The following is a 21,890-nucleotide window of genomic DNA, read 5'->3' on the forward strand; positions in this document are numbered from 1 at the left end:
ATGTACAAATAAAGACGTTGAGACGATGCATGCTCTGTAATAAGATACTGGAAAATAGTATTTAGGAGTGTGTACGAATTGGCAAGGAAGCGTAGGAAGTTTTTCATTCAGTCGGTGGCAGTGGCCGCGATGATGATAGTTGTAGCGGAGCATGATGCTTTAGCTGCAACGACGAGTGGAGCGTTTGTACACGTTTCGCAAGCGGAGCAAAGTGTGCCATTTATTGGCGAGTTCAGTAATTACAATGAGTTAATGGACGTGGTCATGGATGAAATGCGTCAGTTTCGTTCAGAGGTGACGTTTAAATATACAGGAAGCTTAAATAATTTTAATGCATCGTTTGACGGCGCGCTGCAAGAAGCGTTAATGAAGCCGGGGAACGATTACATTCATGGGACGCTGTCGACGTGGCGTTATACGTATTCATCAGCAGGTGATGTAACGTTAACGTTGACGTATGTCGGTACAATCGAGCAGGAGCAGTTTGTGACGAAGCGCGTGAAGGAAATTGCGTCGGAGCTGACGATAGATCCGAATATGACGGATTTTGATAAAGTGAAAGCGGTGAATGATTACATCGTGACGAATGTGGCGTACTCGCGTGATACGACGACAACGCCGCACCATATGTATGCGCTGTTGACTGAGCAAAAGGCGGTGTGCCAAGCGTATGCGTTGCTTGCGTATCGTTTGTTTGAGGAAATGGGCATTGAATCGCGCTACGTCGTTGGGTATGCAGGTGGCGAATTGCATGCGTGGAATACAGTTCAGCTAAATGGGGTATCGTATCAGTTGGACACAACATGGAACGATTTGTTTTACAACGGACGTGACTTAGGTGACAACATTCAATACAATTATTTTTTAGTGACGAACGAGCAGCTGCGCCGAGATCATACATGGGATGAAGCGCGCTATCCGGTTGCGACCGATACGCGCTATGCGATGTATCACGATATCGCGATGGGCATCGAGCATGACGATGACGTGTATTACAGCAGCACGCACGACCGCTTCTTATATAAAATGAATAAACAAACAGGCGTGAAGGAGCGTTTAACGACAGTGCGTGCGGCGCATATAGCAGCGCATGGCGACACGATTTATTTTGCGAATGAATCGAACAACGGCTTTTTATCTGCGTACAATGTGAATACGAAGCAGCTGACGACGGTCGATGCGGTGCCGGTCACAAATGTGCGCGTGCGTGGTGACGAGCTGCAATATGACGCAAACGGTACGATGAAGACGACGAAGCTTGCACAGCCTGCGCTACGACAAACGTTTCAAACGGTTGTTGAACGTTCAGAAGCAGAGCGCGTCGTTGCACAAATTAATGCGTTACACGGTGCGAAGGTAGAGGACGTCATCGCAGTGCGTGAGGCGTATGACGCGCTAAGTTATGAGGAGCGGCTGAACGTGATGAACGTTAAAAAGCTCCTTGTTGTAGAGCGAAAAATGCGCCGAGCGATTGTCGCAGCAAATCGTATTGAAGCGATTGATCCGCAAAGTGCGAAATTTACGCAGCAAGTAGCGATGGCGCGTTTAGCGTTAGACCGTGTGCCCGCAACGCAGCGCAAGTTAATGACGAGCGTGCGCGTGCTCGAGCAATTTGAAGCGCGTATGTAATAGATGAGGGGCGACTCCGAATGCGGGGCGCTCCTTTTTTGTTACGCAGTGTCTAGTCGGTTAATGCGCCATTTGTATACGGTGACATCGATTGTTTTTAGCAACAATTTTGAAAATAAATGCGACATGTTAATGGCAGTAAGCGAGCTGCCATACGCTTCTGCTCATTGACTCGCTCATTAAGATGCTTGATGTAGCGAGGCGAATGCGAAACAGTTAACGCGCTGATTTGCATGCGTCGTACTGGAAATGGTAAAATGGGAAATAGAGACTAAACAGGATGTGACCATATATATGTTAAATATTTTAAATAAAGTGTTTGATCCGAATAAGCGTGAGGTGAAGAAGCTCGAAAAGTTCGCCAATCAAGTGGACGCGTTAAAAGGACAAATGGAAAGTTTATCTGATGAGGCACTACAGGCGAAAACAGCGGAGTTTAAGGAACGCCTTGCAAAAGGTGAGAGCTTAAGCGATCTGCGTGCGGAGGCATTTGCGGTATGTCGTGAAGCGTCAAAGCGCGTGTTAGGCATGTTCCCGTATCCGGTACAAATTATGGGTTCGGCATCGCTTGACGAAGGAAATATTTCGGAAATGAAAACCGGTGAAGGTAAAACGTTAACGGCGACGATGGCAGTTTACTTAAATGCGTTAACTGGTAAAGGCGTACACGTTATTACCGTCAATGAATATTTAGCAGCGCGTGATGCGGAGGAAATGGGCAAGCTATACAACTGGTTAGGCTTAACAGTTGGCTTAAATTTAAACTCGCTATCAAAAGACGAAAAGCGTGAAGCGTATGCATGTGACATTACGTTTTCAACGAACAATGAGCTAGGGTTTGACTATTTACGTGACAACATGGTGCTATACAAGGAAGAGCGTGTGCAGCGTCCGCTACATTTCGCTGTTATCGATGAGGTCGATTCGATTTTAATTGATGAGGCGCGTACACCGTTAATTATTTCGGGGCAAGCAGGGCGTTCACCACAGCTGTATAAGCAGTCAAATGCTTTCGTGCGCATTTTAAAGAAAGACGACGACTATACGTATGATGAATCGACAAAGGGCGTTAATTTAACGGATAAAGGGATTGAGAAGGCAGAGCGCGCGTTTGGCATCGACAACTTATATGATCTTGCGCACGTTCGTTTACTGCACGCGATTAACCAGTCGTTAAAGGCGCACGTATCGATGCATTTAGACGTGGATTACGTCGTACAAGACGGCGAAATTGTTATCGTTGACCAGTTTACAGGTCGTTTAATGAAAGGTCGTCGCTACTCAGATGGGCTACACCAAGCAATTGAGGCGAAGGAAGCGTTAGAAATTCAAAACGAATCGATGACGCTTGCGACAATTACGTTCCAAAACTACTTCCGTATGTACGAGAAGCTGTCAGGGATGACTGGTACGGCGAAAACGGAAGAAGAGGAATTCCGCAACATTTACAACATGCAAGTAATTTCGATTCCGACAAACCGTCCGATTCAGCGTGACGACCGTCCAGATTTAATTTTTGCTTCAATGGACGGCAAGTTTAAAGCGGTAGCGGCAGAAATTGTAGAACGTCATAAAAACGGGCAGCCGGTGTTAGTCGGTACGGTTGCGATCGAAACGTCAGAAATTATTTCGCGCTATTTAACGCAGGCGAAAGTGCCACATAACGTATTAAACGCCAAAAATCACGAGCAGGAAGCGGAAATTATTGCCGGTGCTGGTGAAAAAGGTGCGGTAACAATTGCGACGAACATGGCAGGTCGTGGTACGGACATTAAACTTGGTGAAGGTGTTCAAGACCTCGGTGGTTTAGCAGTAATCGGTACAGAGCGTCACGAATCACGTCGTATTGATAATCAGCTTCGTGGTCGTTCAGGGCGTCAAGGCGACCCAGGGATTACGCAGTTTTACTTAGCATTAGACGATGAATTAATGCGTCGCTTCGGCTCAGATAATATGAAAAACATGATGACGAAGCTCGGCATGGACGATACGCAGCCAATTCAATCGAAAATGGTATCACGTGCGGTTGAATCTGCACAAAAACGTGTAGAAGGAAACAACTTCGATGCGCGTAAACGTTTATTACAGTATGACGACGTATTACGCCAGCAACGTGAAGTCATCTACACAGAGCGTAACGAAGTGCTTGAGACGGAAAATATGCGCGAGCTTGTTGAGAAAATGTTACATGAATCAATCGATGTAAACGTCGGGGCATATTTACAAGGCGAGCGTAAAGACTGGAATTTAAAAGCGTTAGAAGATTACATTTCTGCAAACGTGCTAGAAGAAGGTGTCATTACGCTTGAGGAGCTTGAAGCGTTAGATGCGGACGGAATTATTGACTTAGTGACGGAGCGAGCTGTTGAGCGCTACGATGCGAAGGAAGAGGAAATGACGTCTGAGCGTATGCGCGAGTTTGAGAAAGTTATTTTACTTCGTGCAATCGATTCCAAATGGACGGAGCATATCGATGCGATGGATCAGCTACGCCAAGGAATTCATTTACGTGCGTACGGTCAAACAGATCCACTGCGCGAGTACCAACAAGAAGGTTTTGCGATGTTTGAAGCAATGGTCGAATCAATCCGAGACGATGTGGCGAAATATGCGTTAAAGGCAGAAATTCGCAACAACCTACAGCGTGAAGAAGTCGTAAAAGGGCAAGCGGTCAACCCGAAAGAGGAAGGCTCAAAGCCAAAGCGCGCACCAATTCGCAAAAAGGTCATCGTTGGACGTAACGACGACTGCCCATGCGGATCAGGCAAAAAGTTCAAAAACTGCCACGGCGCAACACAGCAGTAAATTTTGTCACGTTTAACTGGCAGTTCGCGTATAGCGGCTCGCTTTGCTGGGGCTCGGGGGCGAACACGATGTTTGTTCTGAAGGTGGTGCCACATGGACGTGGCGTTCACCACCTTCCTCAAGCCTCCTCGACGCTCATACTTCGCGTCTGTGGGGTCTTGAGGCACGAGCTTTTCCCCAAGGAGTCTCGCCGCAACGCTTCCTGCCATGAAAATGCAGCATTGATTTCGTTTTTGCTGTTAAAAACAACTAATTCAGCTTTATAAAAACAGCGTATTAACAAACTGGTTATTTTTTATGCAATATGGACGCAGCGTTTAATTAGCGAATGGCATCGTCAAGTAATTGACATGTAGAGTGATAGTGCGAACAAATTGCTCGAACGAGAGGCGGACTCCAGCGGGAAAAGCGTGAGCGTGACACGAAAGGCTCACGCCACGCCCGCGGAAAGCCTGCCTCGACGTGAAGAGCAATTGTATTGGAGCACGTTACTTTATGGTTTAACATATGAAACACTTTGGAGGAAACAAAAATGATCGAATTAGGTCACGCACGTAACGAGTTAGAAACTACAGCTAAAAAATTAGCGGACTTTAGGGGGTCTCTTTGACTTAGAAGAAAAGGAAGCCCGCATTGCAGAGCTAGAAGATTTAATGCTTGATCCAGATTTTTGGAACGACCAAAATGCTGCACAAACTGTCATTAACGAGGCGAATGCACTGAAGTCAACGGTTGCGGAATATACGGAGCTAACGGACGTGCAGGAAAACTTAGAAATGACGGTGGAGTTGCTGCGTGAAGAGCCAGACGAAGAGCTACAAGCAGAGCTAGCAACGGAGCTAAACGACTTCAAGGCAAAGCTTGCAGACTTTGAGCTACAGCTTTTATTATCAGAGCCGTACGACAAAAATAACGCCATTTTAGAGCTTCACCCAGGCGCTGGTGGCACGGAGTCTCAAGATTGGGGCTCGATGCTTTTACGTATGTACACACGTTGGGCAGAAAAACGCGGCTTCAAAGTGGAGACGATGGATTATTTACCAGGGGACGAAGCGGGCATTAAATCGGTAACGCTTGCGATTAAAGGGCATAACGCATACGGCTATTTAAAGGCAGAAAAAGGCGTTCACCGTTTAGTGCGCATTTCGCCGTTTGACTCGTCAGGTCGCCGTCATACGTCATTCGTGTCGTGTGAAGTAATGCCGGAGTTTAACGATGAAATCGAAATCGACGTGCGTACCGAAGATTTAAAAATTGATACGTACCGTGCAACAGGTGCAGGTGGTCAGCACATTAATACGACTGACTCGGCTGTTCGTATTACGCATATGCCAACAGGTGTCGTTGTACAATGTCAGGCGGAGCGCTCGCAAATTAAAAACCGTGAAAAAGCGATGAACATGTTAAAGGCAAAGCTATATCAATTAGAAATTGAAAAGCAGCAAGCCGAGCTAGACGAAATTCGTGGCGACCAGAAAGAAATTGGCTGGGGCTCACAAATTCGTTCGTACGTGTTCCATCCGTATTCAATGGTAAAGGATCACCGTACAAGCGAGGAAACAGGAAATACAGGTGCAGTAATGGACGGCGATTTAGACGCGTTCATTCATGCGTATTTACGCTCGCAACTATAATGAACGACAGAGCGGTTAATTATCCATTTTTATAGTTCATGCAAAAAATGGCATTGGAAAATTTCAATTTTCCAATGCCATTTTGTTTTGTTCGCGCTATTTTTTTGCTTACATATTCAATTCTAAGTTACGTGCATATAAATTCGCAACCGTATACTGTGTTTTAAACACATTCATCGTTGCGGGCAACGGAATCCACTCGTTTTCAAATTGCACGGTGCAATATTGTCCGTCCGCTTTCATATTGCGAATGGCATACAAATTAAGCCACGCGTTTTCGAATGTTCGTGAAGAATATAATGGGAAGATAATACATGGTTTTGTTTGAGTATATGTTAGTAGAATGGGAAGTTTATGTGTTTGGCGGAAATATCGCTTCGTTTGGCGAATTCGCTCGGTGTAGGATAGGCCGTAATGACGGCAGCTTTCGCGGATGAGTTGAATTGGTTTTTTCTTGATGAATAGTCGTTTGTTTTTTTCGAGTATTAAGCTGCTAGACTGCCCTTTGTAATTGCAGTCAAAAATGGCCATCGTATGTTGAGAAATCGTATAGTCCGTAATACGTATGACATCGTGCATCTGTTCTAACTCAAACTTCATAGCAAAAAAATTCACCTCGGTTTAAAAATTTTTCAGCTATACAATGATCGTTCGAAAGCGTCATTCTGAGATGCAGGAAATGTTAGCATATAACTTGTTGTTAGTGAGGTGCGCCAGAGGATATTGCGTTGTTGTGGCGTGAAAGAACAACAATCGTATAGCTATAGGTTTATTTTACTACAGGCTAAAAAAATATTTCAAGCATTTTTATTGGAAAAAATCAAATTTTCTGAATGTTGTTGTATTCGATACCGTTCGATATTATAATAAATAAAAGCGATAAGAGGTGAGCGCGATGGACAAGTTTTATTCGTATACAGATTTTTTGCGAGCAATTAACCAAACGTCACAGCATAATGATGCCGAGAAGCTTTTGAATGAAATTTATTTAGATTTATTTTTGCAACGACTACAGCGTGAGCAGCGATTAGACAAACTACGACAAGCCATTGATGAGGCATTGCAAGTCCGAGATGAGCAAGCGTTTAAGGAGTATACAAGTGAATATATTGCACTTCAAGCAGAACAGTAAATGAATAAGGGTTACTTCAAATATAGCTGTGGAGTAACTCTTTTTTTGTCCATTTTTTCGCGCCTATTCCAAATATTCCTTTTATTATTCAATTTTCAGACATTTCGGTTTTTTTCGTCTACAATGAACAAAGATTTTGTATAAACAGTTGATTCGTATGTAATGAGGATCGGGCTTTATTTTAACGAGTTTTGCAGCACACATTCAGCCAGTACGAGTAAAAGTTAGAACAACGTATCAACAAATAGCGAATAGTTAAAGGAGGTATTTTATGAACGCGATTACATTAGTTATTGCAGCAATCTGTATTTTAACGATTGCGTATCGTCTTTACGGTATTTTCTTTACGAAAACCGTATTAAAAATTAATGATGATCGTCCAACACCGGCGCATGAGAAAAACGACGGCAAAGATTTCGTGCCGACGAGTAAATGGGTTGCGTTTGGACATCATTTCGCAGCAATCGCAGCAGCAGGTCCGCTTGTCGGTCCGATTTTAGCTGCGCAGTTCGGTTATTTACCAGGGTATTTATGGTTATTAATCGGTGCGGTTATCGGTGGTGCGGTGCATGACGCGGTCGTGTTATTTGCATCGATGACGAAAGGTGGTAAATCATTATCGGAAGTAATGCGTGAGGAGCTTGGCCCAGTAGCTGGCTTCTGTACAGGCTTAGCGATGCTGTTCATCATTACGATTACGATGGCAGGACTTTCGATGGTTATTTTAGGCGCATTAGCAGAAAATCCATGGGGTACGTTCGCCGTTGCAGCGACGATTCCAATTGCGATGTTAATGGGTATTATTACGAAATTTACAGGTAACTTAAAGCTCTCGACAATTATCGGGGTCATATTGCTCGTTGCGGCAGTATTTTACGGGCCGTACATTCAAGGTACATGGTTAGGCGACGTATTAACGTTAGATCGTGAAACGTTATCAATCATTTTACCGATTTACGCATTTTTTGCGGCGGCATTACCAGTATGGTTCTTATTAGCACCGCGCGATTATTTATCAAGCTTTATGAAAATTGGTGTATTCATTGCACTCATTATCGGGGTATTCATTATTAACCCAACAATTCAGTTCCCAGCAATCATTCCAGACTTTTTAGGCGGCGGTGGTCCAATCGTGGCAGGTCCGGTATGGCCGTTCGTATCGATTACAATTGCGTGTGGTGCGATTTCAGGTTTCCACGCATTCGTAGGGTCTGGTACGACACCGAAAATGTTAAATCGTTGGGAAGACATTCGACTTGTCGGCTTCGGTGCGATGTTAGTGGAATGTGTTGTCGGCGTCATGGCATTAATTGCCGCAACAGTTTTACACCCAGCAGATTATTTTGCGATTAACTCAACGCCAGAAGCATTTGCGAAGCTTGGCATGACCGTTGTCGATTTACCGGCGCTGTCTGAAGCAATCGGTATGGACTTAGAAGGTCGTACAGGGGGTGCAGTAACACTTGCAGTCGGTATGGCATCGATTTTTGCGGGCGTTGAATGGTTTAGCCATTTAACGAAATATTTCTATCAGTTCGTCATTATGTTTGAGGCGGTATTCATTTTAACGGCGATCGATGCGGGTACTCGTACGGCGCGTTACTTAATTCAAGACTTCTTAGGCAACGTATACAAGCCACTGAAAAAGACGGACTGGATGCCTGGAGCAATTGGGGCTAGTGCGCTCGCCTGCGTCATGTGGGGTTACTTGCTGAACTCGGGAGACATCGCTTCGGTTTGGGCGTTGTTTGGCGTATCGAACCAATTAATGGCGTCGATCGGTTTAGTATGTGGTGTGACGTTCGTATTAAAAGTGGCGGACAAGCGCATTTACGCATTAACATGTTTCATTCCACTTGTGTACTTATACATTACGGTAAACGTAGCCGGCTTCTGGATGGTGAAAAACGTTTATTGGAACGATGCAGCAGGTGGCTTCAACGTATTAAACGGTGTGCTATCCATTATTATGTTAACGCTCGGTTTAATTATCGTTATTACATCTGTATTAAAATGGCGTGAACTGTGGAAACATCCACGCTTTACGAAAAAAGCAGTAGCTTAATATGAAGACACGTGAAAGAGAAGTGAAGAAGCTTCCTTTCGCGTGTTTTTTTTGTGCGGATGTAATAAGAAGTAAATGTTGATGGTCGCGCTGTTGGCTCGCGTTCCTGGGGCTCGGGGGCGAACACGATGTTTGTTCTGAAGGCAATGCCATATGGACGTGGCGCTCGCTGCCTTCCTCGATGTGGAGAGCCGACGAACAAAACGCTAAAATACATTCACCGTCTAACTTAATAAATTACTGTTAAAAACATACGTTCGCTTTTTATTCGATTCGAAAACGGATATATGTTACACTAACGATACGAATTTGAACGAAGAAAAGAGGCGGAGCACGTGACAAAATTTGACTTACAATCACATTACGAGCCAGCAGGAGATCAGCCAAAAGCAATTGAAGAGCTTGTAGCGGGCATTCACGAAGGCAAGCGCATGCAGACGCTGCTCGGGGCAACAGGGACGGGCAAGACGTTTACAATTTCAAACGTCATTCAGCAAGTTAATAAGCCGACGCTCGTTATGGCGCACAACAAAACGCTCGCTGGTCAGCTATATAGCGAGTTTAAACAATTTTTCCCAAACAACGCAGTCGAATATTTCGTCAGCTACTACGATTACTTTCAGCCAGAAGCATACGTGCCACAAACGGATACGTACATCGAGAAAGATTCAAGCATTAACGATGAAATTGATAAGCTGCGCCACTCGGCAACGTCGGCGTTATTTGAGCGTGAGGACGTCATTATTATCGCGTCGGTGTCGTGCATTTACGGCTTAGGTTCACCTGAGGAATACGGTGAAATGCTCGTGTCGCTACGACCAGGTATGGAAATGGAGCGCAATGAGCTGCTGCGTAAATTAGTCGACATTCAATACGAGCGTAACGACATAAATTTCATTCGCGGAACGTTTCGTGTGCGCGGCGACGTCGTAGAAATTTTTCCAGCGTCACGCGATGAGCATTGCATTCGCATTGAATTTTTCGGCGATGAAATTGACCGCATTCGTGAGGTGAACGCGCTGACTGGTGAAATTACAGGGGAGCGCGAGCACGTTGCGATTTTCCCAGCATCTCACTTCGTTACGCGCGAGGCGAAGTTGAAAATTGCGATTGAGCGCATTGAACGTGAGCTTGCGGAGCGTTTAGCACAGCTGCGCGCCGAAGATAAATTGCTAGAGGCACAGCGACTAGAGCAGCGTACGAATTACGATTTAGAAATGCTAAAGGAAATGGGCTTTACGTCGGGCATCGAAAACTATTCGCGTCATTTAACGCTGCGTGAAAAGGGTGCGACACCGTACACGTTGCTCGATTATTTCCCGGACGACTTTTTACTTGTCGTCGATGAATCGCACGTTACGTTACCGCAAGTACGCGGCATGTTTAACGGCGACCAGGCGCGAAAAAATGTGTTAGTGGAGCACGGCTTCCGCTTGCCGTCCGCTTTAGATAATCGCCCGCTGAAATGGGACGAGTTTGAGCAGCACATTCATCAGGCGGTGTTCGTTTCAGCAACGCCAGGACCGTATGAGCTAGAGCATACGCCGCACATGACCGAGCAAATTATTCGTCCGACCGGGCTGCTTGATCCGACAATTGAAGTTCGTCCGATTGAAGGGCAAATTGACGATTTAATCGATGAAATTCATGCGCGCATTGAAAAAAATGAGCGTGTATTAATTACGACGCTGACGAAGAAAATGTCTGAAGATTTAACGGATTATTTGAAGGAGCTCGGCTTGAAGGTTCAATATTTACACTCGGAGGTAAAGACGTTAGAGCGCATCGAAATTATTCGCGAGCTGCGTCAAGGTGTGCATGACGTATTAATTGGCATTAACTTATTGCGTGAAGGGCTCGACATTCCAGAAGTGTCGCTCGTTGCGATTCTCGATGCCGATAAGGAAGGGTTTTTACGCTCGGAACGTTCGCTTATTCAAACGATTGGGCGTGCGGCGCGAAATGCAAACGGTACGGTCATTATGTACGCAAATAAAATGACTGACTCGATGAACAAGGCGATTGACGAAACGAAGCGCCGCCGCACGATTCAAATGGCGTACAACGATGAGCATGGCATTACGCCACAAACGATCTCGAAAAAAATTCCGGAGCTCATTCGCGCGACGAAGGAGACGGACGAAACCGACAATACGATTACGAAAAAATTAAGTGGGAAAAAGCTGACGAAAAAAGATAAGGCCGCATTGATTGAGCAGCTCGAGCTTGAAATGAAGGAAGCGGCTCGTGCGCTCGACTTTGAACGAGCAGCAGAACTGCGCGATGCGATTTTTGAGCTGAAGTCATAATAGAGAGGGATTACTTATGAAACATACTGAAATTGTTGTACAAGGAGCAAGAACGCACAATTTAAAAAATATAAACGTGACGATTCCGCGTGACCAGCTTGTCGTCATTACGGGATTATCAGGCTCAGGGAAGTCATCGCTTGCGTTTGATACGATTTATGCGGAAGGACAGCGCCGTTACGTCGAGTCGCTTTCTGCATATGCGCGTCAATTTTTAGGACAAGCAGATAAGCCAGACGTCGATGCGATCGAAGGGTTATCACCTGCCATTTCGATCGATCAAAAGACGACGAGCCGCAACCCGCGTTCAACAGTCGGCACAGTGACCGAAATTTATGACTATTTGCGACTGCTTTATGCGCGCGTTGGCAAGCCGATTTGTCCAGAGCACGGCATTGAAATTTCATCGCAAACGGTGCAGCAAATGACCGACCGCGTGATGAGTTATGAGGAGCGAACGAAGCTGCAAATTTTAGCGCCGCTCGTTGAAGGGAAAAAAGGAACGCATGTAAAGCTGCTCGATGATTTGAAAAAGGAAGGGTTCGTGCGCGTGCGTGTAAACGGTGAGCTGCGCGACGTTGACGACCATATTGAACTCGATAAAAATAAAGCGCATACGATTGAAGCAGTTGTGGATCGCATCGTCATGAAAGAGGGCATCGAAGGGCGTTTAAGCGACTCGCTTGAAACGGCGCTTCGCCTAGCGGACGGACGCATTATTGTCGACGTCATCGGGCAGGAGGAGCTTATTTTTAGTGAGCATCACGCCTGTCCAATGTGTGGCTTTTCAATAGGTGAGCTCGAGCCGCGCATGTTTTCGTTTAACAGTCCGTTTGGGGCATGTCCGTCATGTGATGGGCTCGGCGCAAAGCTTGAGGTGGACCCAGAGCTTGTCATTCCGAATGATGAATTGACGCTGCGTGAAGGGGCAATTTTACCGTGGCAGCCAATTAGCTCGCAATATTACCCACAAATGTTGCAATCGGTTTGTACGCATTACGATATCGACATGGACGTGCCGGTAAAAAGCTTGCCGAAAACGAAGCTAAACAAAATTTTAAAAGGCTCGGGCAAGGAAAAGCTGTTGTTCCGCTTCGAAACGGATAACGGTGATGTACGCGAAAAAATGATCCAGTTTGAAGGGGTGTACGAAAACATTAGTCGTCGTTACCGCGAATCGTCGTCGGATTATACGCGCGAGCAAATGGAGAAGTACATGACCGAGCAGGCGTGTCAAACGTGTGATGGCAACCGCTTAAAAAAAGAGGCGCTTGCGGTGAAGGTAAACGGGCTGCACATTAGCGAAGTGACGAGCTTTGCGATTGCGCCGCTGCGTGCGTTTTTCAACGACCTTGATTTATCAGCGAACGACCGCCAAATCGCGAGTTTAATTTTGCGTGAAATTGAGGAGCGACTGACGTTTTTAGTGAATGTCGGCTTAGATTATTTAACGCTTAGCCGCACAGCTGGGACGCTTTCAGGTGGTGAGGCGCAGCGCATTCGGTTAGCGACGCAAATTGGCTCACGTTTAACGGGCGTTCTGTACATTTTAGATGAGCCGTCAATCGGTCTGCATCAGCGTGACAACGATCGACTCATTCAAACGCTAAAAAATATGCGCGACATCGGCAATACGTTAATCGTCGTCGAGCACGATGAGGATACGATGCTTGCGGCGGACCATTTAATCGATATCGGACCGGGGGCAGGTATTCACGGTGGGCAAATTGTGTCACAAGGGACGCCGGAAGAAGTGATGAACGACGACAATTCACTAACGGGTCGCTACTTAAGCGGCAAGGAGTTTATTGCGGTGCCTGAAGAACGCCGTGAGCATGACGGTCGCATCGTGTCGCTAAAAGGCGCGGCGGAAAACAATTTAAAAAATGTCGACGTCGATTTTCCACTCGGTCAGTTTATCGCCGTTACCGGTGTGTCAGGTTCAGGCAAATCAACGCTTATTAACAGCATTTTATATAAGGCGCTCGCACAAAAAGTGACGCGTGCAAAAATTCGTCCAGGGAAATATAAAACAATTAGCGGCACGGAGCAGCTTGAGAAAGTGATCGACATTGACCAATCACCAATCGGGCGTACGCCGCGCTCAAACCCTGCGACGTATACAGGGGTGTTTGATGATATCCGCGATGTATTTACGCAAACGAATGAGGCGAAGCTGCGCGGCTACAAAAAAGGGCGCTTTAGCTTTAATGTTAAAGGCGGGCGCTGTGAGGCATGTAAAGGGGACGGCATTATTAAGATTGAAATGCACTTTTTACCAGATGTATACGTGCCGTGTGAAGTATGTAACGGCAAGCGCTACAACCGCGAAACGCTCGAAGTAAAGTATCGCGGCAAAAACATTGCGGACATTTTAGAGATGACGGTAGAAGAAGGCTTAACGTTTTTTGAAAACCACCCGAAAATTAAGCGTAAAATTCAAACGATTGTCGATGTTGGTTTAGGTTACATTAAGCTCGGGCAATCGGCGACGACGCTTTCTGGTGGTGAGGCGCAGCGTGTGAAGCTAGCGTCCGAGCTGCATCGTCGTTCAAGCGGCAAGTCGTTTTACATTTTAGATGAACCGACGACCGGACTGCACGCGCACGATATTGCGAAGCTGCTACACGTGCTGCACCGTTTAGTAGACGGCGGCAACACCGTGCTAGTGATCGAGCATAATTTAGACGTCATTAAAACGGCCGATCACGTCATTGACCTCGGTCCAGAAGGTGGCGACCGTGGTGGCATGATCGTCGCAACCGGTACGCCAGAGCACATTTGTGACGTCGAAGCATCGAGCACAGGGAAATATTTAAAGCTAGCGTTGGCGCGCGATAAAGCGAGAGCGCAAAACTAAATGAAACTTTTTCGTCTGTCGTACGTATTAGTAATATAACGCATCACATAAGTTGCTAGTTGATGGACGAGACTCCTAGGGGAATAGAGATCCCGCAGTCGTGACGAGGCGGCTCAAGCTATGCCCCCAGGAAAGCGAGCTAATGGAACGGACATCAACATAGCATTAGCACATATATGATGCGCTATATCGAACAGAAAAGGATGATGGTACAATGCAAAACGAACGTCAGCGAATTTTAAAGCTAGTGGAAAACGGTACAATTTCAGCGCAGGAGGCATTAACGTTACTGGAGGCGCTCGACAACCCGAAGCAAGCACCGATCGAGGAGCAAGCCGAGCCAAAGCATACAGCACCATTTTTTGATGAATCGTTTTTTGATAAAAAAGAAGGCGGTGCATCACCGTTTGACTCGATGCAAGCAGAGTTTTCAAAAGTTGGCACGCGCTTCATTGACATTATTTCAAGCGCATTAAACCGCGTGAAAGATTTCGACTTCCCACAAGTTGGGGCGACGGAGTTTGAGCATACGTACACATTCGACAGCATCGCTATTCAAAACATCGCCGTTGATTTACCCCACGGTAGCGTGACGATCGAGCCTTCAGCGGACGATACGATTACGGCGCTTTGCCAAGTGAAGGCAGGCTTACGTAACGAAGGGGAAGCATCACTGGAGGAGACGTTTTTCAAGCGTTTCGTTGCAGAAGCGGACTCCGCGACATTGCGCTTCATTAGCGACTTTAAAATGATGCAAGTGAATTTGACGCTATACGTGCCAGTGAAGCAATATGAGGCGATTACGTTAAAGCTATTAAACGGTGCGGTGAAGCTTCGTCAAGTTGGAGCGGAAAAGCTGCGCGTGAAAACATATAACGGCTCAATTACAGCGCATGAAGTGGCGTTTACGCGTTGCCATGCAGAGTCAAGTAACGGCGCGATTGAGCTAAAGCAAATAAAGGGTCGTGACTTAGAAGTTGAGACGATGAACGGGCGCGTGTACATCGATGGCGTCATTGAAGACATCGATGCGAAATCGTTAAACGGGCATGTGACGGTGACGACGAAAACGATTTTTGCTTCTAAAATTAAAGCAGAAACCGTTGCAGGGAACGTCGAGCTGTACATTCCAAACAACATGTCACTAAAAGGAAAAGCTGTATCGAACCTCGGTAAAGTGGACATACGCTTAAACGACGTCGCAAAAGACGAGCACGAGCAGCAGTTTTTACAAAAAGTGACGAGCTTTGAGAAGGAAGTGCCACAAACGCAAAAGCTATACGTGGACGGACAGACGAAAGCAGGCAACATTACAGTGCAATACGCGCCAGTCGATACGCAAACAGTATAATGAACGCGGTGGAGGAAGCAATACGTTTCCTTCGCCGTTTTTTTGTTGTGGCGGCGACGTTTACATACTATTTTTTTTCAAGCGCTTGCCGATATAATGAAAGCATGGAATGGTATAATAGTGATTGTTCTGTAAAAAAGTTAGGTTCATTACCGTAAAATAGTGTTCATGCATATAGGGTGTTTGAAACAAGAGGCTCATGCTCGTCTCAATGTAAACAGCAACGCCGCGTTATGGTGGAGAACAAGCAATTTGAAAGCTAGGGGATTAACGATGATTGAAATGCATGATGTATATAAAACATACGACAATGGTGTCGTCGCATTAAACGGAATATCCGTCAAAATTAATAAAGGTGAATTTGTGTACGTCGTCGGTCCAAGTGGTGCAGGGAAGACGACGCTCATTAAGCTAATGTATCGACAAGAGCGTGCAACGAAAGGTCAAATCGTCGTGAACAACATGAACGTCACGAGCATATCAGACCAAAAAGTGCCGCTTCTTCGTCGTCAGCTCGGCGTCGTATATCAAGACTTCAAGCTGTTGCCGAAGCTGACCGTGTATGAAAATATTGCGTTTGCGCTTGAAGTGACGGAAGCGGAGCCGAAAGTCATTCGCCAGCGCGTTATTGACGTGCTAAAAAAAGTAGGGTTGACGAAAAAAGCGAAGCACTTGCCGCAGGAGCTGTCAGGCGGTGAGCAGCAGCGAGTCGCGATTGCACGCGCGATTGTGAACAAGCCAGCTGTTATTATCGCCGATGAACCAACTGGGAATTTAGACCCGGAAACGTCGTGGGGAATTATGGATTTGCTTGAGCAAATTAATCGTGACGGTACGACGATTGTGATGGCAACGCACAATAAAGATATTGTGAATACGATGCGTCGCCGCGTCATTGCGGTCGATCATGGGAAAATTGTGCGCGATGAGTACGGAGGTGACTACGGCTATGAAAACTAGTACGTTACGTCGCCACGTGCGCGAAAGTTTCCGCTCGCTCGGACGAAATGGCTGGATGACGTTTGCCTCGATTAGTGCGGTAACGGTAACGCTCATGCTCGTTGGCGTGTTTGCGATTTTAATGGCGAACTTAAGCCATATTGCGAGCAACTTAGAGCAAGACGTTGAAATTAAAGTGTTAATTGAGCTAACTGCCGATGCCGACGCGGAGCAGCAGCTGTTAAATGAAATTGCGCATATGCCTGCTATTGCCGAGTACGAATATTCGTCAAAGGAGCAGGAACTTGATCAGCTCATTGCGGATTTTGGTGATGATTGGAAGCTGTATGAGCAAAGCAATCCGCTGCATAACGTCATTTACGTGCGAGCGTTAAACCCAGAGGATATTCCGAAGCTAGCGGAGGAAATTAATTATTTAAGCAATACCGATGATGTCGTGTACGGTGAGGATAAAGTAGAGCGTTTATTTAAAGCATTAAGCGTTGCACGTAACGTCGGCTTATTTTTAATTTTAGGTTTATTGTTTACGGCTGTATTTTTAATTTCAAATACGATTCGCATTACGATTATTGCGCGCGGGGATGAAATTGAAATTATGAAGCTCGTTGGGGCAACGAACTCATTTGTGCGCCTGCCGTTTTTATTAGAAGGTATGTGGTTAGGTATGTTTGGTGCGCTCATTCCGATGGGCTTAACGGCATTTTTATACAAGCAGCTGTATGATTTCGTGACGCCGCGTGTTTCCGGTGACTTAATTGAGCTCGTGAAACCAGGGGCGATTACACTTGAGGTTGCAGGGCTACTACTATTGTTAGCCGTTGTAATTGGCGTTGTTGGAAGCTTTATGTCGGTGCGCAAGTTTTTACGTGTATAGCGAAAGGAGAAGTTTATGAGTAAACGTTGGCAAAAAGGATTCATTCCCGTTATGCTGCTCACGATGGCGTTTCAGCCGGTAAGCTATGCCGAAACGTTAAACGAGCTACAGCAACAAAAGCAGCAAACAGAAATGAAACAAAACGAATTAAACTCATCGCTTGAGGAGAACGATGAGTTATTAGACGACGCGACGTCACAAATTGATGCGCTAACGCAAAAGGTTGAAAAGTTAAGCGCAGAAATTACCGAAACGGCGAGTCTTATTATGCGAGCGAACGAGACGCTTGCCAAAACGGAGCAAGCAATTGATGAGCTGGAGCAGTCGATTGATGCGCTTGCACAAAAAATTGCGGAGCGTGACCGATTGCTTGCAGATCGTGCGCGTGCGATTCAAGCAGGGGGCTCTGTTAGCTACGTTGACGTTATTTTAGGGGCGAACAGCTTTGCGGATTTAATTGACCGCTTCACTGCAGTGAACACGTTAATTGAAGCAGACCGTTCGATTATGGAGCAGCAACAACAAGACCGCGACCAAATCGAAGCGCAAAAAGAAGAGCTAGAGGAGCAGCGCAAAGAGGAGCAACGTCAAAAAACGGAGCTTGTCGCATTAAACGATGAGCTGACCGAGCAAAAGGCAGAAAATAATGCGGCGATTGATTCGCTTGAGGCAGAGCAAGCTCGTTTATATGAACAAAAGGCGATGCTAGAGGAACAATATTCAGAGGCGTTAACGTTAAGTGCGGAGCTAGAACAGGCGATTATTGCTGAGCAAGCAAGGTTGGCAGAAGAAGCGCGTTTAGCGGAGCAAGCCCGACTTGCCGAGGAAGCTCGTTTAGCAGAAGAGGCGCGTCTTGCCGCACAGCAAACGAGCTCGTATACATCAGCGACACTTACGGAAAGCGATGATGTCGAAGAAGTTGTGCCCGCATTACCAGCAGGAACGTGGATTCGTCCGGCTGAAGGGCGCTTCACATCAGGCTTTGGCTGGCGCGATATTGGCAGCGGTCCTGAGTATCATTACGGTATCGACATTGCGAACGCAGTCGGCACGCCAATTTATGCAGCTGCGGGCGGCGAAATTACGTACGCTTCAACGATGGGCGGCTACGGCAACGTCATTATGATGGTGCATACAATTGACGGTGAAACGTTCTCGTCTGTATATGCGCATTTAAGCTCGTTTAGCGTGAGCGTAGGTGACGTTGTACAAGCTGGTCAAGAAATCGCGAAGATGGGGAACACTGGTCGATCAACCGGCCCGCATTTACATTTTGAAATTCATACAGGACCGTGGCGCGGACAAAAAGAGGGAGTCATTAACCCGCTGCGCTACATCTCCTTATAAGCAATCGAGGCTGTGCTACACGTTTTTTAACGCGAGCGCAGCCTTTTCCATACGAAGGGGGAAATCGGATGAAAAAGGCGGTAAGTTTAGTTGTGCTGCTCGTGCTTTGTAGTGTAGCTATATTTATGTTTATTGAGCAGCGGACGAAAACGACAGCGGACGGGGTGGAAGTTGAGATGACGACGCTGCAAAAAGGCGAGGTTGCCCCGGAAATTGAGCTGCAAACGACGAGTGGCGAGCCGTTTTCGTTACATGCATTGCAAAATAAAAAGGTCGTGCTAAACTTTTGGGCGTCGTGGTGTCCGCCGTGCCGTGAAGAGATGCCGGCTTTGCAGCGATACGCTGATCAATACGGAGACGCACATAACGTCGAGGTCGTCGCCGTCAATTTACATGCGCGCGAGCAAAATAAAACGCGCGTCGATCAGTTTATTGAGCAATATCGTCTAACGCTCACGATGCCGGTCGATGTGAACGGTGAAGTCGATGCCGCGTACCGTATTTTAACGATTCCGACGACGTTTATGATCGATACGAACGGTCGTGTGCAGCATGAAATTAAAGGACCGGTCGACGAGGCGATGCTGAAGGAATATGTCGGAAAGCTGGAGTAAAGCGCCGAATTTAATAATGTACCGCTTAGCATTTCCAAGACGAGCGCCATTTGGTACAATGGTAATGTGGATTTATGAGAACAGAAGGTGACGATAGTGCAACAATTTTTCATGGAAATAGTTTGGGCAATTGTACGATTTTTAATGAATCCTATTGTGTATGTAGCGATGATCGTAGCTGTAGTAATAGCTTCTAGTCGCGTAAAGCGTGAACGTTATCACTTTAATCGACGTTTACTCCCAGGTAGCTCAGAGGTGACGAGCATGTTGCGAGACGGCTTATTGCTCGGTGTCATTATTTCTGTGCTGAGCTTTGCGATTGGAATGACAGTACCGCTACAGTGGGTATTATTGCTGACGGTTTGTATGCTTCTTGGATTGCTCACATTTACATATACATTAGGCTCGCCGATTTATGCGTTCGTGGCTGCATTTGCGGCGTTATGGCTCGTGACAAGACAGGAATGGTCATTAACGCTATTGTCATATACGTTTGAAGGGGTAAATGTTTGGGGTGGCACAGTCGTATGTGTCACATTATTTGCGGCAATGTTTTTAATTGCTGAAGGGATTTTAATTCGACGACATGCAGCGCGATTTGCTTCGCCTGTATTAACGACGACGAAACGCGGCTTATCGGCAATTGAGTATAAGTCGAAGCAGTTTTGGCTACTGCCGATGTTTTTCATCATACCAGGTGATGCTGTTTCTGCGTTGTTTCCATATTGGCCGCAATTTTCATTAGGGCATACGCAGTTTTCATTTTTACTGTTCCCGATGATTATTGGCTTCCAACATGTGACGCGTGAGACGCTACCACAATACATGTATCCACAGCTTGGTAAGCGCGTTATATGGCTAGGTGAAGTCGTGTTTGCGATCGGTTTGGCGACGTTGTTTTTACCGGAGCTTGGCATTATCGGCTTAGCAATTGGTGTGATTGGACGTTTACTGTTAACGTGGCAAGCAGCGCGTTCGCAAAGCGGCAAATCATTTGCGGTACAGCCGAAGCAAGAAGGTGTTATTATTGCCGGTGTATTAGCGGATTCACCAGCTGAGCGCATGGGTTTAGTCGTTGGTGAATGCATTCGACGTGTGAACGGGCAATATGTACATACAGAGGACGAGCTATATAAGGCGCTACAAATTAACGCAGCGTACTGTAAATTAGAGGTGCTTGACCATCATAACGAAGTGCGCTTAACGCAGCACGCCGTTTTCGCTGAAGATCATTACCGCATCGGGCTATTACTCGTGTAAAGAAAGCTAGCATGTAGGTGCGTCGTATGACGAACTTATACGCTAGCTTTTTCGTTTATATAGAGGGTGATGAAGATTTATAACGACAACAGAGTCGACTAACAAAACACGAAAATATATTCACCGTCTATATAGTTAAAAAAAGAAGAGGTGGTCTGCATGACGGATTTTTTAACGCTTGACCAATTGGACCGGCTGACGGCGTATTACGAAGCGCTCGGACCAATCGTTGGCTTTTTATTACCTTTCATCGAATCGTTTTTACCTTTTTTACCGCTCGTCGTATTTGTCGTCGCCAATGCGAGCGCATACGGCTTATTATGGGGCTTTTTATTAACGTGGACGGCAACCGTTGCAGGCTCGTATTGCGTCTTTTTACTCGTGCGCTACTTCCGCGACACGGCGATTGTGCGACGTTTTACAGAGAAGCGGCTACATAAGCTCATTCATTGGGTTGACACGAACGGCTTAAGTCCGTTGTTTGTGCTCATTTGCTTGCCGTTTACACCGTCTGTGCTCGTCAACGTCGTCGCAGGTATTTCGAACATAAAGAAAGTGAACTATTTTATCGTGCTGTTTGCGGGAAAGTGCGCGATGATTTTGTTCATTAGCTACATCGGCTACGATTTGCGCGAGTTGCTGACGAATCCGACGAAGCTCATTTTATCGATTGTCGCAATTATTGCGATGTGGGCGATCGGCAAGTTTTTCGAGCGCCGATTGAACAAACGTGTCGAGCGTGATTTTGAAGCAATTGAACAGCAAAAGAAACAGCAGTAACAGTGAGCGGCATGTTAACAGCATGTCGCTTTTTTTATTTGTTGTGTCACGTTTGTTTTTTTACAGCTGAAGCGATTGTTGTTCATAGCAAAACGAAAAGCAATGCTGCATAGTCGTAGCAGAGTGCGTGCGGCGAGACTCCTTGGGGAAAAGCTCGTGCCTCAAGACCGCACAGACGTGAGGTGCGAACGTCGAGGGAGCCCCAGGAAAGTGAGCCGTCATACGCGCACTGCCAGTTTAAAGGCTAATTAACATGCTTGTTGTATAATG

General features: G+C 46.2%; 15 protein-coding genes. 14 read left to right on the forward strand and 1 reads right to left on the reverse strand.

The window, feature by feature from the left end; genetic code table 11:
* The first annotated feature begins 78 nt into the window (after positions 1-78).
* From A6K76_RS01605 to prfB, 3 genes are all read left to right on the forward strand, one after another.
* The gene (locus A6K76_RS01605) at positions 79-1,629 is read left to right on the forward strand and encodes a transglutaminase domain-containing protein (RefSeq protein WP_139108629.1); all 1,551 of its coding nucleotides are present in this window, start codon (positions 79-81) and stop codon (positions 1,627-1,629) included.
* 294 nt (positions 1,630-1,923) lie between these two features.
* Positions 1,924-4,434 (forward strand): preprotein translocase subunit SecA, encoded by a 2,511-nt coding sequence (secA, locus tag A6K76_RS01610; protein ID WP_066461434.1) that lies wholly within the window; start codon positions 1,924-1,926, stop codon positions 4,432-4,434.
* Positions 4,435-4,969: 535 nt separating this feature from the next.
* Positions 4,970-6,068, forward strand: a protein-coding gene (gene prfB, locus A6K76_RS01615) for a peptide chain release factor 2 (RefSeq protein ID WP_139108633.1) whose coding sequence is annotated in 2 segments (ribosomal slippage) — positions 4,970-5,041 and positions 5,043-6,068 — 1,098 coding nt in all. Because the reading frame shifts where the segments join, the coding sequence is not laid out codon by codon here.
* A gap of 108 nt (positions 6,069-6,176) precedes the next feature.
* Here prfB and A6K76_RS01620 read toward each other — a convergent pair.
* Positions 6,177-6,668 (reverse strand): competence protein ComK, encoded by a 492-nt coding sequence (locus tag A6K76_RS01620; RefSeq protein ID WP_066461437.1) that lies wholly within the window; start codon positions 6,666-6,668, stop codon positions 6,177-6,179.
* Between the two features lie 295 nt (positions 6,669-6,963).
* Between A6K76_RS01620 and A6K76_RS01625 the strand changes: the two genes are divergently transcribed.
* From A6K76_RS01625 to A6K76_RS01675, 11 genes are all read left to right on the forward strand, one after another.
* A complete protein-coding gene (locus A6K76_RS01625; RefSeq protein WP_066461441.1) occupies positions 6,964-7,200 on the forward strand; it encodes an IDEAL domain-containing protein in 237 nt (78 codons plus the stop codon).
* A gap of 271 nt (positions 7,201-7,471) precedes the next feature.
* Positions 7,472-9,265 (forward strand): carbon starvation CstA family protein, encoded by a 1,794-nt coding sequence (locus A6K76_RS01630; RefSeq protein ID WP_066461442.1) that lies wholly within the window; start codon positions 7,472-7,474, stop codon positions 9,263-9,265.
* Positions 9,266-9,600: 335 nt separating this feature from the next.
* Positions 9,601-11,574, forward strand: coding sequence for an excinuclease ABC subunit UvrB (uvrB, locus tag A6K76_RS01635; RefSeq protein WP_066461443.1), 1,974 nt, complete (start codon positions 9,601-9,603; stop codon positions 11,572-11,574).
* Positions 11,575-11,590: 16 nt separating this feature from the next.
* Positions 11,591-14,434: an excinuclease ABC subunit UvrA gene (gene uvrA / locus A6K76_RS01640; RefSeq protein WP_066461447.1), complete on the forward strand. Its 2,844-nt coding sequence runs from the start codon at positions 11,591-11,593 to the stop codon at positions 14,432-14,434.
* Between the two features lie 214 nt (positions 14,435-14,648).
* Positions 14,649-15,785 carry a DUF4097 family beta strand repeat-containing protein gene (locus A6K76_RS01645; protein WP_066461449.1) on the forward strand — a complete coding sequence of 379 codons (1,137 nt, stop codon included), beginning with the start codon at positions 14,649-14,651 and terminating at the stop codon, positions 15,783-15,785.
* 273 nt (positions 15,786-16,058) lie between these two features.
* Positions 16,059-16,745, forward strand: a complete 687-nt coding sequence (ftsE, locus tag A6K76_RS01650; protein ID WP_066461450.1) for a cell division ATP-binding protein FtsE — start codon at positions 16,059-16,061, stop codon at positions 16,743-16,745.
* Complete coding sequence (gene ftsX / locus A6K76_RS01655; RefSeq protein ID WP_066461452.1) at positions 16,735-17,619, forward strand: permease-like cell division protein FtsX; 885 nt, start codon at positions 16,735-16,737, stop codon at positions 17,617-17,619. Before ftsE ends, ftsX begins: the two co-directional genes overlap by 11 nt.
* A gap of 15 nt (positions 17,620-17,634) precedes the next feature.
* A complete protein-coding gene (locus A6K76_RS01660; protein WP_066461454.1) occupies positions 17,635-18,966 on the forward strand; it encodes a murein hydrolase activator EnvC family protein in 1,332 nt (443 codons plus the stop codon).
* Positions 18,967-19,034: 68 nt separating this feature from the next.
* On the forward strand, positions 19,035-19,580 hold the full coding sequence (locus tag A6K76_RS01665; RefSeq protein WP_066461455.1) for a TlpA family protein disulfide reductase: 546 nt from the start codon (positions 19,035-19,037) through the stop codon (positions 19,578-19,580).
* Between the two features lie 96 nt (positions 19,581-19,676).
* Positions 19,677-20,840 carry a PDZ domain-containing protein gene (locus A6K76_RS01670; protein WP_083995178.1) on the forward strand — a complete coding sequence of 388 codons (1,164 nt, stop codon included), beginning with the start codon at positions 19,677-19,679 and terminating at the stop codon, positions 20,838-20,840.
* A 159-nt stretch (positions 20,841-20,999) separates the two neighbouring features.
* Positions 21,000-21,620 (forward strand): TVP38/TMEM64 family protein, encoded by a 621-nt coding sequence (locus A6K76_RS01675; RefSeq protein WP_066461457.1) that lies wholly within the window; start codon positions 21,000-21,002, stop codon positions 21,618-21,620.
* The last annotated feature ends 270 nt before the right edge of the window (positions 21,621-21,890 follow it).

Source organism: Caryophanon latum (assembly GCF_001700325.1).
GTDB lineage: Bacteria > Bacillota > Bacilli > Bacillales_A > Planococcaceae > Caryophanon > Caryophanon latum.

Excerpts from the sequence above, each read along its gene's own strand:
- ftsX (WP_066461452.1), top strand. The coding sequence starts at position 16,735 with ATGAAAACTAGTACGTTACGTCGCCACGTGCGCGAAAGTTTCCGCTCG.
- ftsE (WP_066461450.1), top strand. The coding sequence starts at position 16,059 with ATGATTGAAATGCATGATGTATATAAAACATACGACAATGGTGTCGTC.
- uvrA (WP_066461447.1), top strand. The coding sequence starts at position 11,591 with ATGAAACATACTGAAATTGTTGTACAAGGAGCAAGAACGCACAATTTA.
- A6K76_RS01675 (WP_066461457.1), top strand. The coding sequence starts at position 21,000 with ATGACGGATTTTTTAACGCTTGACCAATTGGACCGGCTGACGGCGTAT.
- A6K76_RS01630 (WP_066461442.1), top strand. The coding sequence starts at position 7,472 with ATGAACGCGATTACATTAGTTATTGCAGCAATCTGTATTTTAACGATT.
- A6K76_RS01665 (WP_066461455.1), top strand. The coding sequence starts at position 19,035 with ATGAAAAAGGCGGTAAGTTTAGTTGTGCTGCTCGTGCTTTGTAGTGTA.
- A6K76_RS01660 (WP_066461454.1), top strand. The coding sequence starts at position 17,635 with ATGAGTAAACGTTGGCAAAAAGGATTCATTCCCGTTATGCTGCTCACG.
- secA (WP_066461434.1), top strand. The coding sequence starts at position 1,924 with ATGTTAAATATTTTAAATAAAGTGTTTGATCCGAATAAGCGTGAGGTG.
- A6K76_RS01625 (WP_066461441.1), top strand. The coding sequence starts at position 6,964 with ATGGACAAGTTTTATTCGTATACAGATTTTTTGCGAGCAATTAACCAA.
- A6K76_RS01645 (WP_066461449.1), top strand. The coding sequence starts at position 14,649 with ATGCAAAACGAACGTCAGCGAATTTTAAAGCTAGTGGAAAACGGTACA.
- A6K76_RS01620 (WP_066461437.1), bottom strand. The coding sequence starts at position 6,668 with ATGAAGTTTGAGTTAGAACAGATGCACGATGTCATACGTATTACGGAC.